Source organism: Allobranchiibius sp. GilTou73, assembly GCF_021391335.1.
Classification (GTDB): Bacteria; Actinomycetota; Actinomycetes; order Actinomycetales; family Dermatophilaceae; genus Allobranchiibius; species Allobranchiibius huperziae.
Window position 1 is genome coordinate 2,693,498 of sequence record NZ_CP090051.1, and the last position, 15,588, is coordinate 2,709,085.

10 protein-coding genes, 1 tRNA gene and 1 pseudogene are annotated in these 15,588 nt (G+C 69.0%); 3 read left to right on the plus strand and 9 right to left on the minus strand.

The genetic code is table 11. The annotated features are described in order from the left end of the window. Positions 1–70 precede the first annotated feature (70 nt). Together LVQ62_RS13280 and LVQ62_RS13285 are read right to left on the minus strand one after the other, a co-directional pair. On the minus strand, positions 71–787 hold the full coding sequence (locus tag LVQ62_RS13280; RefSeq protein WP_370639709.1) for an ANTAR domain-containing response regulator: 717 nt from the start codon (positions 785–787) through the stop codon (positions 71–73). A gap of 19 nt (positions 788–806) precedes the next feature. After that, positions 807–1,514 carry a TetR/AcrR family transcriptional regulator gene (locus LVQ62_RS13285; RefSeq protein ID WP_233762269.1) on the minus strand — a complete coding sequence of 236 codons (708 nt, stop codon included), beginning with the start codon at positions 1,512–1,514 and terminating at the stop codon, positions 807–809. Between the two features lie 116 nt (positions 1,515–1,630). On the opposite strand from LVQ62_RS13285, the gene LVQ62_RS13290 reads away from it, so the two are divergent. Then, on the plus strand, positions 1,631–2,278 hold the full coding sequence (locus tag LVQ62_RS13290; RefSeq protein WP_233762271.1) for a cupin domain-containing protein: 648 nt from the start codon (positions 1,631–1,633) through the stop codon (positions 2,276–2,278). A 12-nt stretch (positions 2,279–2,290) separates the two neighbouring features. On the opposite strand, the gene galK is transcribed toward LVQ62_RS13290, so the two are convergent. The 3 genes from galK to LVQ62_RS13305 are packed head-to-tail and all read right to left on the minus strand — an operon-like array spanning position 2,291 to position 5,320. After that, complete coding sequence (gene galK / locus LVQ62_RS13295; RefSeq protein WP_233762272.1) at positions 2,291–3,433, minus strand: galactokinase; 1,143 nt, start codon at positions 3,431–3,433, stop codon at positions 2,291–2,293. Beyond that, positions 3,430–4,530 carry a galactose-1-phosphate uridylyltransferase gene (gene galT / locus LVQ62_RS13300; RefSeq protein WP_233762274.1) on the minus strand — a complete coding sequence of 367 codons (1,101 nt, stop codon included), beginning with the start codon at positions 4,528–4,530 and terminating at the stop codon, positions 3,430–3,432. Before galT ends, galK begins: the two co-directional genes overlap by 4 nt. Continuing rightward, on the minus strand, positions 4,517–5,320 hold the full coding sequence (locus LVQ62_RS13305; RefSeq protein WP_179480457.1) for a DeoR/GlpR family DNA-binding transcription regulator: 804 nt from the start codon (positions 5,318–5,320) through the stop codon (positions 4,517–4,519). Before LVQ62_RS13305 ends, galT begins: the two co-directional genes overlap by 14 nt. Positions 5,321–5,699: 379 nt before the next feature. Here LVQ62_RS13305 and LVQ62_RS13310 point away from each other — a divergent pair, with 379 nt between their 5' ends. Together LVQ62_RS13310 and LVQ62_RS13315 are read left to right on the plus strand one after the other, a co-directional pair. Next, positions 5,700–7,358, plus strand: a complete 1,659-nt coding sequence (locus LVQ62_RS13310) for a sodium:solute symporter family protein (RefSeq protein ID WP_233762277.1) — start codon at positions 5,700–5,702, stop codon at positions 7,356–7,358. A gap of 9 nt (positions 7,359–7,367) precedes the next feature. Further along, positions 7,368–7,661 carry a hypothetical protein gene (locus LVQ62_RS13315; RefSeq protein WP_233762279.1) on the plus strand — a complete coding sequence of 98 codons (294 nt, stop codon included), beginning with the start codon at positions 7,368–7,370 and terminating at the stop codon, positions 7,659–7,661. 74 nt (positions 7,662–7,735) lie between these two features. On the opposite strand, the gene LVQ62_RS13320 is transcribed toward LVQ62_RS13315, so the two are convergent. From LVQ62_RS13320 to gltB, 4 genes and pseudogenes are all read right to left on the minus strand, one after another. Next, positions 7,736–7,821: transfer RNA gene (locus LVQ62_RS13320), tRNA-Leu, on the minus strand. Positions 7,822–7,956: 135 nt separating this feature from the next. Then, entirely contained in the window at positions 7,957–9,429 is a 1,473-nt protein-coding gene (pyk, locus tag LVQ62_RS13325) for a pyruvate kinase (RefSeq protein ID WP_233762281.1), read from the minus strand. A 71-nt stretch (positions 9,430–9,500) separates the two neighbouring features. Further along, positions 9,501–10,958: a glutamate synthase subunit beta gene (locus LVQ62_RS13330; protein WP_233762283.1), complete on the minus strand. Its 1,458-nt coding sequence runs from the start codon at positions 10,956–10,958 to the stop codon at positions 9,501–9,503. Beyond that, a pseudogene (gene gltB, locus LVQ62_RS13335) lies at positions 10,951–15,497 on the minus strand (glutamate synthase large subunit). The gene LVQ62_RS13330 and the pseudogene gltB overlap by 8 nt, the downstream one beginning before the upstream one ends. Between the last annotated feature and the right edge of the window lie 91 nt (positions 15,498–15,588).

The window sequence follows — 15,588 nt, forward strand, 5'->3', positions numbered from 1 at the left end:
ACGGAGCACGAGGGCCCCGAAACGGATTCCGCGCCGGTTCGATTCCGGTTTGTGACCTTTGGTGGACTATCTACTCTGCGGTACGACCGGGCGACGGCCGTGCCCCCGCGATGACGGCGTCGGCCACCTCCCGCATGCCGAGGCGGCGGTCCATCGCGGCCTTCTGGATCCAGCGGAACGCCGCGGGTTCGTCCAGGGACAGCTGTTTCATCAGGACGCCCTTGGCCTTGTCCAGTCGTTTGCGCGTCTCCAGCCGGTCGGACAGGTCGGCCACCTCCGCGGTGAGCGCGCGCCGCTCGGTCCACCGGCACCAGGCGATCGCGAGGGCCGGGCGCAGATCGTCGATCGTGAACGGTTTGAGGACGTAACCCATCACCCCCGCGTCGCCCGCTCGGTCGACCAGGTCCTTGTCGGAGAAGGCCGTCAGCATGACGACCGGCGCGATGCCCTCCTGCCCGATCGTCTCGGCGGCGCTGATGCCGTCCAGACCGGGCATCTTGACGTCCATCACCACCAGGTCCGGGCGCAGGGTGCGGGCCTGCTCGATCGCGGACCGGCCGTCACGCACCTGGGCCACGACGTCGTACCCCGCCTCCGCCAGCATCTCGGCGAGGTCCATCCGGATCAGCGCCTCGTCCTCGGCGACCAGCACCCGCAGGGCCGCCTGGGCGACACCGCGAGCGGATCCCGACCCGCGCGGGTCTCCCGGGTCGCCCGACTCCCCCGGGTCGCCCGAGGCCGGATAGCGCTGCACTGGACCGTCGTTCGCTTCGTCGCTCACGCCGATCGAGCCTAGTCACGGCGTGTTACGGGCCCGAAAACTCTGGAGCACCACCGCGTGACATCCGCTCCGCCGGGTCGGGCGCGTGGGCGATGCCGGCGAGGATCGCCTGCACTGCCCAGTCCGAACGCGCCCGCCCGCCGGAGAACAGATGGCCCCGCACGCGAGAGATGTTCGGATACCGGAGTGGATCGGAGTCGAGGAAGGCGGCCGCCGCGTCTGTCTTCGGGCCGTCGAGATCCCGCCAGCGATCCTGTTCGGCCGCCGCCGCCGTCATGCGCAGCATCAGCAGGTCGTAGCCCCACGCCGCGCCGCCCGGGCTCAGACCCAGCCGCAGCAGAGAGCCGATCACGGCCTCGGCCAGCGCGAGCGCGTTCTCCCCGTGGGGGATGAACCCGGAGGCGAGGTCGGCCAGCCCCCGATGGTCGAGCAGCATCGTGGCGTACGAGTCCAGGATCCCCTCGACGCGGCTGCGCGGCTCGTCGGCGAGGTCGGCGCGAAGGTCGACGGTGCCCAGCATTCGATCGAGGACGAGCTCGTGCAGTTCCTGCATCGTGCTCACGTGCCCGTAGACCGACGCCGGTCCGGTCTGCAGCTCTGCGGCCACCCGCCGCAGCGTGATGGCGCCCGCGCCCTCTCGCTGGAGCAGACCGACGGCCACGTCGGTGAACGCGGCGACGCTCAGCGTCACCCTCTGTGACCGCGGGCGGACCCGGCGACGTCGTTCCGTCATCGCTGCACCCTTCATTCGTCGGCGCGAGCCCTTGCTCTGCCTGATGCCGGTGGCTACCGTCATAGTCTTCGGCGATCACCGATCGTATAAGAATCCGAGGATACGGGAGACGTGAGATGACGCAGTCCACCGACGGCGGATCGACACCGCGCAGGCAGGTCGAAGTGACACCGGGCGACGTGTTCCAGCTCGGGCTGCCCTGGGTGCTGCAGAACCAGTCCCTCTTCAACTTCTGGAATGTGCACAGCGGCGACTACTTCGTCGAACTGGAGGGCGAGCACTACGGATGGGACAACTCGACGGTCCAGGTCACCGAGACCGGACCCGGCTTCGGTCCCCCGCTGCACCAGCACCCGACCGAGGAGGTCTTCGTCCTCGCCGAGGGTGAGGTCGCGTTCGTCTCGGGCGACGACATCCATTACATGAAGGCGCCGGCGATCGTGCGGGTGCCGCCGCACACGACGCACAACGTCACGACGCTCGGCCAGGGCCGCAACAAGCTGGTGACGTTCTTCTCCTCCAACACGCCCGGCGCCTCGCCGGTCGAGCTGCACGACCCGTTCGCGCACATCAAGGACCAGAGCAGCGCCGAACGCGACACGATGATCGCGAACTTCAAGAAGGTCCTGGAGGACTTCGACGACGACGGCGACGGTCGCCTCTCGTACGCCGAGGCGCCGCTGCTCATCAAGGCCCAGTTCGGTCGGTACGACACCGATCAGGACGGATTCATCACGCTCGAGGACGCCGAGGGATGGGACTAGGGCGGCAGCGGCTCACGCGTCGCAACGGTGCGCGCCGCGGGCCGGCTGCATCGCGAAGATCACCGGTGCCGTGAGTTGGGCCTCGGCGAAAGCGCCCTGAACGGCGTCGGTGACGGCGTCGGTATCGGTGTCGTCGACGAGTGCGATGGCGCTGCCGCCGAAGCCGCCGCCGGTCATCCGCGCTCCGTGTGCGCCGGTGTCCATCGCCGTGGACACGGCGAGGTCGAGCTCGCGACAGGACACCTCGAAGTCGTCGCGCAGGGAGATGTGGGAGGCGAGCAGGAGGGTGCCGATCGCACGAGGGTCGCCCTGCCCCTCCAGCACCTGCACCGTCTGCAACGTCCTGGCGTTCTCGGTCACGATGTGCCGGGCGCGGCGCCGCAGCACCGGATCCGTGAGCCGCTCGAGTGCCCCGGCGAGCTCGTCGTCGTCGATGTCGCGCAGCATGGGCACCCCCAAGAGCTCCGCGGCACGGGCGCATTCGGCGCGCCGTTTGGCGTACTCGCCGTCCGCGAGCTGGTGGCGGGCCTGGGTGTCGATGACCAGCAACCGCAGTCCGGCGCCGTCCAGGTCCAGCGGCACCCGGCGCGTGTCCATCGAGCGGAAGTCGATGAAGAGAGCCTCGGCTTCCCGGCACAACACCGACGCGGACTGGTCGAGTGCGCCGGTGGGGACGCCGACGTAGTCGTTCTCGGCCCGCCGCGCCACGGTGATCAGGTCGGCAGGTGTCGAACCGAGACCGAACAGGTCGTCGACCGCCCCGGCGACCGCGCACTCCAGCGCCGCGGACGACGACAGCCCCGATCCGATCGGCACCGATCCGTCGACGACGATGTCCAGGCCCGGCATGTGGTGGCCGGCCTCGCGGAACGCCCAGATCACCCCGACGACGTACCCGGCCCAGCCCTGCACGCTGCCCGGGGCGAGGTCCTCGATCGGCACGGTCACCGCGTCGTCGTCCTGCACCGACGAGGCCTGGACGACGCCGTCGTCGCGCGCCGCGACCTGTGCCGTCACTCCGAGCGGTAACGCGGCCGGGAGAGCGAATCCGTCGTTGTAGTCGGTGTGTTCGCCGATGATGTTGACCCGGCCGGGCGCGTGCCACGCAAGCTCGGCCGGGCGTCCGTACGCCGCCTCGAAGGCGTCGTCGCTCATCGGACGGCGACCTCGCGCAGCGACGCGGCCTGCATCTCCGGCGCGACGTCGTTGATGAAGACCCCCATCCCGCTCTCAGATCCCGCGGTGTACTTGAGCTTCGTGGGGCCGCGGCGGTTGGAGAGCAACCGCAGATGCAGGTACGCGTGCTCCGCGCCGAGCGTGTCGCCCCCGGCAGGCGCCTGGTTCCAGCCCGATACGTACGGCATCTGCAGGTCGTAGAGCCCGTCGAGGCGGTGCAGCACGTCGAGATAGACGTGCGCGAAGTCGTCCCGCTGCGCGTCGTCCAGCTCCGGCAGCTCGCGCACCCGCCGGTTGGGGTAGAGGTGCACCTCCATGGGCCAGCGCGCGGTGGCGGGCACGAACGCCGTCCAGTGCTCGCTGGCAGTCACCACCCGGGTGCCGCTGCGCCGCTCGGCGTGCAGCAGGTCCTCGAAGAGGTTGGTGCCGTGCTGGTCGTGGTGTTCCGCCGCCGAGGCGAGCATCCGCGCGGTCCACGGCGGCACGAACGGGTAGCCGTAGATCTGCCCGTGCGGGTGGCTCAGCGTGACGCCGATCTCGGAGCCGCGGTTCTCGAACGGGAAGACGTGGGCGACCTCCTCCAGCGCGTTCAACGCCGCGGTGCGGTCGGCCCACGCGTCGACGATCGTGCGCATCCGGCGTGGCGACACGTCACCGAGCGACGCGTTGTGGTCGGAGCTGAAACACACCACCTCACAACGGCCCTCGCCCGGCTTCCGCACAAGGAGCGGCTCGTCGTCGACGCGGTCCAGCACGGGCGGCACCCCCTGGGCGAACGACGGGAACCGGTTCTGGAAGACGACCACGTCGTAGTCGTACGACGGGATCTCCGTGGCCCGCTCCGGCGTGCTCGGATCGAGCGGGCAGTCGCTGGTCGGCGGCTGGTAGGTGCGGCTCTGACGGTGCGAGGCGATGGCGACCCACTCCTTGAGCAGCGGGTCATACCGCACCTCGGAGTGCAGGGTGGGCGCTCCGCTCAGATCCCTGGTGTCGACGAGCCGCCGTTCGGCGTCGTCCTCCTCGTCGTAGTAGATGATGTCGCGGCCGTCCGCCAGCGACGCCTTAGTGACCTTCATCGGCGGTGCCTCCTTGCACATCGACGAGGTGGATGGCGCCGATGGCGCCCTCCAGGGCGGTTCGCGCGTCGCGCGGGAGACCGGTGTCGGTCACCAGGATGTCGATCTCGTCGAATCTGGCGAACGTCGCGAGTCCTCCCACTCCCCATTTGCTCGAATCCGCCACGACGATCAGGCGATTGGCGCCGTCGATCATCGCGCGGTTGATCTCGGACTCCATCAGGTTGGGGGTGGTGAGTCCGCGTCCGGGGTCGAAACCGTGGGCGCCCAGGACGAGCGCGTCCAGGTGCAGGCTGCGCATGGTGTTGAGCGCCACCGGTCCGACGAGCGCGTCGGACGGCGTGCGCAGCCCGCCGGTGAGGATGACGTTGGGACCGGCGCCCTCGGGGTCGATCGCCGTCGCCACCTGGATCGAGTTGGTCACGATCGTCAACCCCGTGACCGCGCCGGCGCCGAGTTCCTGCGCGACCTGCCAGGCCGTCGTACCGCCGCCGAAACCGACCGCCCAGCCCGGGCGGATCAGTGCTGCCGCCTCGCGGGCGATGGCCTTCTTCTCCGCCATCTTCAACTGCGACTTGCGGCTGAATCCCGGTTCGTCGGTGACCGCTTGCCGCGGCATCGTCGCGCCGCCGTGCACCTTGTCGACCAGGCCTTCGGAGTCCAGCTGGTCCAGATCGCGTCGGATGGTCATCTCCGACACCCCGAACTGGGCGGTCAGCTGGGCGACCCGCGCGCTGCCGTCGGCCCGGACTCGCGACAGGATGCGCTCCTGGCGTTCACGAGCTAGCACGGGCACTCCCCTAGGTGTGACGGATGCGCGGGCTCGTCGAGAGCTCGGGGGAGCCCTCGCGAGAAGCTCTGATCGAACAGTAACGCACATCGCACTCGTACACCGTGGCGTGTGCGGGCGGGATATGTGTGAACCTGCGCGGTTGATGGGCGAAGCTGGTTGACAATGATCGAACATCCGCGCCAAAGTGTCAACGATCACATCGACGACCCGCGGTCCGCGCGTGCTGCCTTCGAGCGAGCACGTCGTCCGCGGGCATTACGGAGGACATCACCATGACGTTGCACACGGGCGGCCGCCGACCCGTCGGCACGATGCCGCCGATTGACGCGAGCACGTGGAGCTCGGACGAGTCGAGCACAGCCATCGGGGTACTCCGGTGAACGCCGTGGCCGGCGGCCTGCGGCTGGATGCCGGGCCGATCGACTACATCCTCATCGCGACATATTTCGTCTTCGTGCTCGGCATCGGCCTGATTGCCCGCAGTCAGGTCTCCAGCAGCGTCGACTTCTTCCTGTCCGGCCGGTCGCTACCGGCATGGATTACCGGGCTCGCGTTCGTCTCGGCCAACCTCGGCGCGACCGAGATCATGGGCATGTCGGCTAACGGCGCGCAGATCGGGCTGCCGACCTTCCACTACTACTGGATCGGCGCCGTCCCAGCGATGCTCTTCCTCGCCGTGGTGATGATGCCCTTCTACTACGGCTCCGGGGTGCGCAGTGTCCCGGAGTTCATGTACCGGCGCTTCGGTTCCGCGGCCCACCTGGTCAACTCGATCAGTTTCGCCGTGGCCCAGCTGCTGATCGCGGGCATCAACCTCTACCTGCTGGCGACCATCGTCAACACCCTGTTCGGCTGGAACATCTGGCTGTCCACGGTGATCGCTGCGCTCATCGTCCTCAGCTACATCACCCTCGGTGGTCTATCAGCGGCGATCTACAACGAGGTGCTGCAGTTCTTCGTCATCGTGGCGGCGCTGCTGCCGCTCACCATCATCGCGATGAAGAAGATCGGTGGGTGGAACGGCCTCACCAGCAAGCTCACCCACGACCAGACCCACTCGTGGCCAGGCAACGGGCTCACGGGCTTCAGCAGCTCGTTCCTCTCCATCCTCGGCATCGTCTTCGGTCTGGGCTTCGTGCTGTCGTTCGGCTACTGGACGACCAACTTCGTCGAGGTCCAGCGCGCGATGGTCAGCAAGGACATGAACTCCGCCAAGCGGGCGCCGGTCATCGGCTCCTTCCCGAAGATGTTCATCCCCTTCATCGTGATCATCCCGGGCATGGCGGCCGCCGGTCTCGGCGCGTTCGCCGGCGAGAAGAAGCCGGACTACAACAACGCGCTGCTCTTCCTGATGCGCGACCTGCTTCCGAACGGACTGCTCGGCGTCGCCATCGCCGGTCTGCTCGCGGCATTCATGGCCGGTATGGCCGCCAACCTGTCGGCGTTCAACACGGTGATGAGCTACGACATCTGGCAGACCTACATCCAGAAGGACCGCAGCGACGACTACTACCTGGCGTTCGGGCGGATCGCGACGGTCCTCGGCACGCTGGTCGCCGTAGGGACGTCGGCGTTCGCCAGCCAGTACCCGAACGTCATGAACTACCTGCAGACCCTCTTCGGGTTCTTCAACGCACCGCTCTTCGCGACCTTCATCGTCGGCATGTTCTGGAAGCGGATGACCCCCACGGCCGGCTGGACCGGTCTGGTGTCGGGAACGCTCGGCGCTCTCGTGGTGGCGATCCTGTCCAAGGACGCGCTCGGCAACTTGTCCATCGGCGCGCTGAACCTCACCGGCCAGGGCGCCAGCTTCGTCAGTGCAGGTGCGGCATTCGTCGTCGACGTGATCGTGAGCATCGTGGTCACGATGTACACGAGTCCCAAGCCGGAGTCGGAGCTTCGGGGACTGGTCTACTCGATGACCCCCAAGGCCGACTTCGCCGAGGGCGAGGTCGCCCACTGGTGGCTCTCCCCCACCAAGCTGGCCGGTTTGTCCCTGGTCCTCGTCATCATCCTCAACGTCATCTTCCACTAAGGACGTCCCATGGCTCAGACGACAACAGCGCCCGCCCATCGGCGCGCGGCCGGTCTCTTCGACGTCCGCAACATCATCGCCGCGCTCTTCGCGATCTACGGCGTGGTCCTCACGATCATGGGCGCCTTCAACTACACCGACTCCGACAGTCACAAGACGGGCGGGGTCAACCTCAACCTGTGGTCCGGGCTCGCGATGATCGTGGTCGCGGTGCTGATGGCTCTGTGGGCCGGGCTGCGACCGATCATCGTGCCGGTCGAGGACGAATCAGCCGACAAGAGCACGGCACCGAAGGAGTTCTAACTCTCCCAGCTCGACGTACGACGAACGGGGGGTCCTGGTGGACCCCCCATTCGTCGTTCTCACGGTGCGAACGCTGGTGCCGGGAGCGGGATTCGAACCCGCACGCCCTTTCGAGCAGAGCATTTTGAGTGCTCCGTGTCTGCCATTCCACCACCCCGGCAGTGGTTCGTGCGCGCGCCAGCATACGGGGCGGCGTACGCGGTCGCGACGGTGGCACACGTCGGCCCGAGGGCCACAGGTCGACCTGTGGCCCTCGGGCCGAACTGCGTCAGGGTCGGCGGCGCACTGGTCGCGGCTAGATCATCGGGCCGTCGTACGACGTGGCCGGCTCGTCGTACGCCGCCGCCACCTTGTTCTTGGCGTCGCCCATCTGGTGGACCCGCAGCGCATTGGTGGAGCCGGGGATGCCGGGAGGCGATCCGGCGATGATGACCACGAGGTCGCCCTCGACGCAGGCGCCGTTCGCCAGGAGGATCTCATCGACCTGCATGGCCATCTGGTCGGTGTGCTTGACCTCGGGCATCAGGTAGGGGTGCACCCCCCAGACCAGCGCGAGCCGGTTGCGCACGACCGGGTCGCACGTGAAGGCCAGCATCGGGCGGGGGCTGCGCAACCGGGCCAGCCGCAGCGCGGAATCGCCGCTGGTGGTGAACGGGATGAGGTACTTCACCCCGAGCAGTTCACCGATGTCGGCAGCGGCCCGCGTGACCGCGCCGCCCTTGGTGTGCGGGCGGGTGCCGAGCGGCGCGATGCGCTCCAGCCCGTGGTCCTCGGTGCTCGCGATGATCCGGGCCATGGTCCGCACGGACTCGATGGGCCACGCGCCGACGCTGGTCTCCCCCGACAGCATGATCGCGTCGGCGCCGTCCAGCACCGCGTTCGCGCAGTCGCTGGCCTCGGCGCGGGTCGGCCGGGAGTTCTCGATCATCGACTCCAGCACCTGGGTGGCGACGATGACCGGCTTGGCCGCGCGGCGGGCGAGCTCGACCGCGTGCTTCTGCACGATCGGCACCTCCTCGAGCGGAAGCTCCACACCCAGGTCGCCGCGCGCCACCATGATCGCGTCGAAGACCTCCACGATCTCGGCGAGGTTGTCGACGGCCTGGGGCTTCTCGATCTTCGCCACGACCGGCACCCGGCGTCCGACCTCGTCCATGATCTCGTGGGCGCGGTCGATGTCGGCCGCCTCGCGCACGAAGGACAGCGCGATCAGGTCGGCGCCGAGCTGCAGTGCCCACCGCAGGTCGGCCTCGTCCTTGGCGGACAGCGCGGGGACGCTCACCGCGACCCCGGGCAGGTTGATGCCCTTGTTGTTGGAGACCGTGCCGCCTTCGACGACCTCGGTGAGCACGTCGGTCGCGGTGACCTGCAGGGCTCGCAGGGAGACCTTGCCGTCGTCGATGAGCAGGGAGTCGCCGGGCTGCACGTCGCCGGGCAGTCCCTTGTACGTCGTCGACACCCGCTCCTGGGTGCCGTCGACGTCGTCGCTGGTGATGGTGAACCGATCGCCCTTCGTCAGCACGATCGGGCCGGCCGAGAAGCGGCCGGTGCGGATCTTGGGGCCTTGCAGGTCGCAGAGGATGGCCAATGGGCGGCCGCTCTGTTCACTGGCGCGGCGCAGGTTGTTGTAGACCTCCTCGTGGTCCTCGTAGGCGCCGTGCGACAGGTTGAGGCGGGCGACGTCCATGCCCGCCTCGACCAGTTCGCGACAGCGTTTCGCGGAGGAGGTGGCAGGACCGAGCGTGCAGACGATCTTGGCGTGACGCATGCGTCGAGCCTATCGACGGCGCACGGTCTTTCGCGCACCCGATACGCCGTACTACCAGGTAACTTCGCCGATCAGACGGTGAGCGGCCGATCGGTCGGAGCGATCGGTGCCGGGAGGTCGGACGCGCCGCTCAGGAACGCGTCCACACCACGTGCGGCGGCCCGCCCCTCGGCGATCGCCCAGACGATCAGGGACTGGCCGCGACCGGCGTCGCCTGCGACGAAGACGCCCGGCACGCTCGACATGAAGTCGGCGTCGCGTCGCACGTTCGTCCGCTCGTCCAGCTCGACCCCGAGCTGCTCGATCAGGCCCTCGCTCTGCGGGCCGAGGAAGCCCATGGCGAGCAGCACCAGGTCGGCCGGGACCTCCCGCTCGGAGCCCTCGACCTCCTCGAAGCCGTTGCCCTTGCGCTCGACCTCGACCAGCCGCAGTGCCTTCACGTTGCCGTTGCCGTCGTCCAGGAACTCCTTGGTGCTGATCGCGTAGACCCGCTCGCCGCCCTCCTCGTGCGCGCTCGCCACGCGGTAGAGCATCGGGTACGTCGGCCACGGGTTGGCCTCGGCACGCTCCTCGCCGGGCTTGGGCATGATCTCCAGCGACGTCACGGACGCGGCGCCCTGGCGATGGGAGGTGCCGATGCAGTCGGCACCGGTGTCGCCGCCGCCGATCACGACCACGTGCTTGTCCTTGGCGGTGATCTGGTCCTCGACGTGCTCACCGAGCGCCGCCCGGTTGGCGCCCGGCAGGAAGTCCATCGCCTGCACCACACCGTTCAGCTCGTGGCCCGGGGCCGGCAGGCCGCGCCGGACCGTGGCGCCGATCGCGAGCACGACCGCGTCGTACCGCTGGCGCAGCGCCGACCCGGTGAGCTCTCCCCCGACGTCGGTCGAGCAGCGGAACCGGGTGCCCTCGGCCATCATCTGCTCGAGGCGACGGTCCAGGACCGCCTTCTCCATCTTGAACTCGGGGATGCCGTAGCGCATCAGACCGCCGGGCTTGTCGTCGCGTTCGTACACGGCGACCGTGTGACCGGCTCGCGTCAACTGCTGGGCGGCGGCCAGCCCCGACGGACCGGAGCCGATGACGGCCACGGTCTTGCCGGTCAGCCGGGTGGGCAGTTGCGGCTCCACCGCGCCGGCCTCGAAGGCCTGCTCGATGGTGGTCAGCTCGACCTGCTTGATGGTGACCGCAGGCTCGCTGATCCCGAGCACGCACGCCGTCTCGCACGGAGCGGGGCACAGCCGGCCGGTGAACTCCGGGAAGTTGTTCGTGGCGTGCAGCCGCTCGATCGCGTCGGGCCAATCACCCTTCCAGGCAAGGTCGTTCCATTCAGGGATCAGGTTGCCGAGAGGACACCCGTTGTGGCAGAACGGGATTCCGCAGTCCATGCAACGGCCCGCCTGCTGCTGCAGCTCTGCGAGCTGCTGCTCCTCGTAGACCTCTTTCCAGTCCTTGATCCGTACCGAGACGGGCCGGCGCTTCGGCAGCGCCCGATCGCGGACCTTCAGGAACCCTCGTGGGTCAGCCACGGTTCACCTCCATGATTCGTTCCCAGACCTGGCCGCCGTCGGGGTCCAGCCCCTCTTCGTCGGCCTTGGCCCGCACGTCCAGCACCCGCTGGTAGTCGCGCGGCAGTACGAGGCTGAGGCGCTCGGCGGCCTCGGGCCAGTTCGCGAGCAGCTTGGCGGCCACCTGCGACTGCGTCCATTCGTGGTGGTCGCGCAGCAGGGTGTGCACCCGCTCCAGGTCGTCCTCGCGGATGGGAAGGACGTCGACGAGCTCCGTGTTGACCATCTGCTCGTCCAGGTCGAGCACGAACGCTACGCCGCCGGACATCCCGGCGCCGAAGTTGCGACCGGTCGGACCGAGCACCAGGACGGTGCCGCCGGTCATGTACTCGCACCCGTGGTCGCCCACGCCCTCGACGACCGCGGTCGCACCGGAGTTGCGCACGCAGAACCGCTCGCCGACCTGACCGCGCAGGAAGACCTCGCCGCTCGTCGCGCCGTACGCGATGACGTTGCCCGCGATCGCGTTCAGCTCCGGCACGAACGACGCGTCGCGCGTCGGGCGGACGACGACCCGTCCGCCGGACAGGCCCTTGGCGACGTAGTCGTTGCCCTCGCCGAAGACCCGCAGCGTGATGCCCTGGGGCAGGAACGCGCCGAGCGACTGCCCCGCCGTGCCGGTGAGGGAGATGTCGATGGTGCCGTCGGCCAGCCCCGCGGGGTAGCGCTTGGTGACCTCGTGCCCGAGCATCGTGCCGACCGTGCGGTTGACGTTGCTGACGGGCAGCTCGATGCGCACCGGGGCCTTGTCCTGCAGCGCGTCGGCGGACAGCACGATCAGCTGCTGGTCCAGCGCCTTGGCCAGTCCGTGCTCCTGCGCCACCGTGTGATGACGGGGCGAGCCCTCGGGCACGTCGACGTCGGCCAGCACGGGCGACAGGTCCAGCCCCTGCGCCTTCCAGTGGTCGACGGCCTCGCGGGTGTCCAGCGCACCGACCTGGCCGACGGCCTCGTCGATGGTGGCGAAGCCGAGCTCGGCGAGCAACTCGCGGACCTCCTCGGCGATGTATTCGAAGAAGGTCTCGACGAACTCCGGCTTGCCGCTGAACCGCGCCCGCAGCTCCGGGTTCTGCGTGGCGACGCCCACCGGGCAGGTGTCCAGGTGGCAGACGCGCATCATGATGCAGCCGCTCACCACCAGCGGCGCACTCGCGAAGCCGAACTCCTCGGCGCCGAGCAGGGCGGCCACGACCACGTCTCGGCCGGTCTTCAGCTGGCCGTCGGTCTGCACCACGATGCGGTCGCGCAGGTTGTTGAGCAACAGCGTCTGCTGCGTCTCGGCCAGGCCGATCTCCCAGGGACCACCGGCGTGCTTGAGGGAGGTCATCGGCGCAGCGCCCGTGCCGCCGTCGTGACCGGAGATGAGGACGACGTCCGCGTGCGCCTTGCTGACGCCGGCGGCCACGGTGCCCACACCGACCTCGGAGACCAGCTTGACGTGGATCCGCGCCTGGGGGTTGGCGTTCTTCAGGTCGTGGATCAGCTGCGCCAGATCCTCGATCGAGTAGATGTCGTGGTGAGGCGGGGGCGAGATCAGCCCGACGCCCGGGGTGGAGTGCCGGGTGCCGGCGATCCACGGGTAGACCTTCGGGCCGGGCAGCTGGCCGCCCTCACCGGGCTTGGCACCCTGCGCCATCTTGATCTGGATGTCGTCGGCCTGGGTCAGGTAGACGGAGGTGACGCCGAACCGGCCCGACGCGACCTGCTTGATCGACGAACGGCGTTCGGGGTCGAGCAACCGGTCCAGGTCCTCACCGCCCTCGCCAGTGTTGGAGCGCGCGCCGATCCGGTTCATCGCGACCGCCAGGGTCTCGTGCGCCTCCTTGCTGATCGAGCCGTAGCTCATCGCGCCGGTGGAGAAGCGCTTCACGATCTCGCTGACCGGCTCGACCTCGTCCAGCGGAATGGGCTCGCGGTCTGAGTCGAAGCGGAAGAGCCCGCGCAGCGTCATGAGTCGCGCGGACTGCTCGTCGACGCGCGCGGTGTACTGCTTGAAGATGTCGTAGCGCCGCGACCGGGTCGAGTGCTGCAGCCGGAAGACGGTCTCGGGGTCGAAGAGGTGCGGCTCGCCGTCGCGCCGCCACTGGTACTCCCCACCGGTCTCGATGGTGCGGTGCGGCGGACGCTGGCCGCTCTTGGGGTACGCCGTGGCGTGCCGGGCGGCGACCTCCTTGGCGATGACGTCCAGCCCGACCCCGCCGAGGCGGGAGAAGGTGTCGGTGAAGTAGTCCTTGATGAGCTCGTCCGACAGCCCGACCGCCTCGAAGACCTGCGCCCCCCGGTAGGACGCGACCGTGGAGATGCCCATCTTCGACATCACCTTGAGCAGGCCCTTGCCGAGTGCCTTGATCAGGTTGCGGGTGGCCTGGTCGGCGCTGATCTCGGGCAGCTCGCCGCGCCGGACCATGTCCTCGACGGACTCCATGGCGAGGTAGGGGTTGACCGCGGCCGCGCCGTACCCGACGAGCAGCGCGACGTGGTGCACCTCGCGCACGTCGCCCGCCTCGACCAGCAGCCCGACCTGGGTGCGGGTCTTCTCGCGCACCAGGTGGTGGTGCACGGCGGCGGTCAGCAGCAGCGACGGGATGGGCGCGAACTCGGAGTTGCTGTCCCGGTCCGACAGCACCACGAAGCGGTAGCCGTCGGCGATGGCCTGGCTCACCTCGGCGAAGATGCCCTGCAGCCGCGCGCGCAGCGCGGTCGCGCCACCCTCGACGTTGTAGGTGCCGCGGATGACGTAGGTGCCGTAGCCCGGGAAGTTGCCCTCGGCGTTGATGTGCACAAGCTTGGACAGCTCGTCGTTGTCGATGACCGGGAAGGGCAGCTCGACCTGGCGGGCGTGCGCCGGCCCGATCTCCAGAGCGTTGCTCTCCGGACCCATCAGGGTGCCGAGGGAGGTGACCAGCTCCTCGCGGATGGAGTCCAGCGGCGGGTTGGTGACCTGGGCGAAGAGCTGGCTGAAGTAGTCGAAGATGAGCCGCGGGCGCTGCGACAGCACCGCGATCGGGGTGTCGGTGCCCATCGAGCCGAGTGCCTCGCCGCCGGTGCGGGCCATGGGCGCGAGGAGCACCCGCAGCTCCTCCTGGGTGTAGCCGAAGGTCTGCTGGCGGCGTTCGACCGATGCCGGGGTGTGCCAGACGTGCTCGCGCTCCGAGAGGTCCGCGAGCTTGATGATCCCGGCGGTCAGCCACTCGCTGTACGGGTGCTCGGCTGCCAGCTCCTGCTTGATCTCCTCGTCGCTCACGATCCGGCCCTCGGCGGTGTCGAGCAGGAACATCCGGCCCGGACGCAGCCGTCCCTTGCGCACGATGCGGGTGGGGTCGAGGTCGAGTACGCCGGCCTCGGAGGCGAGCACGACCAGTCCGTCGTCGGTGACCGAGTAGCGGCCGGGACGCAGTCCGTTGCGGTCCAGGACCGCGCCGATCAGGGTGCCGTCGGTGAAGGTCACACAGGCCGGGCCGTCCCAGGGCTCCATGATCGTGGAGTTGTACTCGTAGTACGCGCGGCGGGCGGGGTCCATGGTCGCGTGGTTCTCCCACGCCTCCGGGATCATCATCAGCACCGAGGCGGGCAGGCTGCGGCCCGCCAGGTGAAGCATCTCCAGGACCTCGTCGAACGACGCGGAGTCGGAGTTGCCCGGAGTGCAGACAGGGAACGTGCGCGACAGGTCGCCGCCGAAGACCTCGCTGGCCAGGGTGGATTCGCGGGCGCGCATCCAGTTCTGATTTCCGCGCACGGTATTGATCTCGCCGTTGTGCGCGATCATCCTGTAGGGATGCGCCAGCTTCCACGACGGGAAGGTGTTGGTGGAGAAGCGCTGGTGCACCAGGGCCAGCTGGGAGGTGAAGCGCTCGTCGGACAGGTCCGGGAAGAACGGCTCCAGCTGACCGGTGGTGAGCATGCCCTTGTAGACGATGGTCCGCGCCGAGAGCGAGGGAAAGTACACGTCGGTCTCGTGCTCGATGCGCTTGCGCAGACAGAACGCCATCCGGTCCAGTTGGATCCCCGCGGCCTCACCGTCGGCGTCGGCCACGAAGACCTGGCGGAAGACCGGCATCACGTCGAGCGCCGCCTGCCCGACACCGTCGGGGTTGACCGGCACGTCGCGCCAGCCGACGACCCGCAGACCCTCCTCGCCGGCGATCTGCGCGAAACGCTCGCCGATGTGCCACTGGGCATCGGGGTCGACGGGCATGAAGGCGATCCCGACGGCGTACCGGCCGGCGGGGGGAGGTCAAAGTCGCACACCCCGCGCAGCAGCTCGTCGGGTATCTGGGTGAGGACGCCGACGCCGTCGCCGACGCTCGGGTCCGCGCCGGTGGCTCCGCGGTGCTCGAGGTTGCGCAGCGCCGTCAGCGCGTGCTCGACGATGTCGTGCCCGGCCCAGCCGCGCATCGTGGCGACCATGGCCACGCCGCACGCATCCCGCTCGAAACGGGGGTCGTAGAGCCCCTTGGCCTTCGGCACCGAGGTGAAGCCGGAGTTGTCGCGAACGCTCATCGCCACCGTCCTGTCGTCGTCGTGCGCCCCGGCGAGGGGGCGCATGCGCTCACGCGTTGCGCACATCCTTGAAGAGACCGCGCCCTCGGCG

Bases quoted from the DNA above. Each gene is read 5' to 3' on its own strand.
- galK (WP_233762272.1), bottom strand. From the start codon at position 3,433: ATGAGCGACGACGCCTTCGAGGCGGCGTACGGACGCCCGGCCGAGCTT.
- galT (WP_233762274.1), bottom strand. From the start codon at position 4,530: ATGAAGGTCACTAAGGCGTCGCTGGCGGACGGCCGCGACATCATCTAC.
- LVQ62_RS13290 (WP_233762271.1), top strand. From the start codon at position 1,631: ATGACGCAGTCCACCGACGGCGGATCGACACCGCGCAGGCAGGTCGAA.
- pyk (WP_233762281.1), bottom strand. From the start codon at position 9,429: ATGCGTCACGCCAAGATCGTCTGCACGCTCGGTCCTGCCACCTCCTCC.
- LVQ62_RS13315 (WP_233762279.1), top strand. From the start codon at position 7,368: ATGGCTCAGACGACAACAGCGCCCGCCCATCGGCGCGCGGCCGGTCTC.
- LVQ62_RS13285 (WP_233762269.1), bottom strand. From the start codon at position 1,514: ATGACGGAACGACGTCGCCGGGTCCGCCCGCGGTCACAGAGGGTGACG.